Annotated in this window: 1 protein-coding gene; it reads left to right on the top strand. The window is 72.7% G+C overall.

The features are described from left to right. Window positions 1-32: 32 nt before the first annotated feature. A partial coding sequence (locus G6O68_RS32175) for a transposase (RefSeq protein WP_206108310.1) occupies window positions 33-322 on the top strand: 290 nt, incomplete at its 3' end.

The raw sequence follows: 322 nt of genomic DNA, 5'->3' as shown, positions 1-322 counted from the left end.
GCCCCGCCACCGGGGCGACGTCCGGGATCATCATGCCCGGACTGGACGCGGAGGCGATCGACGCCTTCCTGGCCGAGCTCTCGCGCCGGCTCGCCCCGGAGGTGCACGCCGTGCTGATCTGGGGCGGGGCGGGGTTCCACGTGGCCGGGGCGCTGGAGGTGCCGGAGAACGTCTCGCTGATCCGCTTGCCGCCGTACTCGCCCGAGCTGAACCCGATCGAGAACCTGTGGCACTACTTCCGGTCGCACTCCTGGTCCCACCGCCTCCACCCCCGTTGGGAGGACCTGATGGGGGCCGCCGTCGCCGCCATGGACGTCGCCCT

Source organism: Paludisphaera soli (assembly GCF_011064595.1).
Classification (GTDB): domain Bacteria; phylum Planctomycetota; class Planctomycetia; order Isosphaerales; family Isosphaeraceae; genus Paludisphaera; species Paludisphaera soli.
The sequence above is the reverse complement of the archived record's forward strand: the minus strand, read 5'-3'. Positions and strand labels throughout refer to the sequence as shown.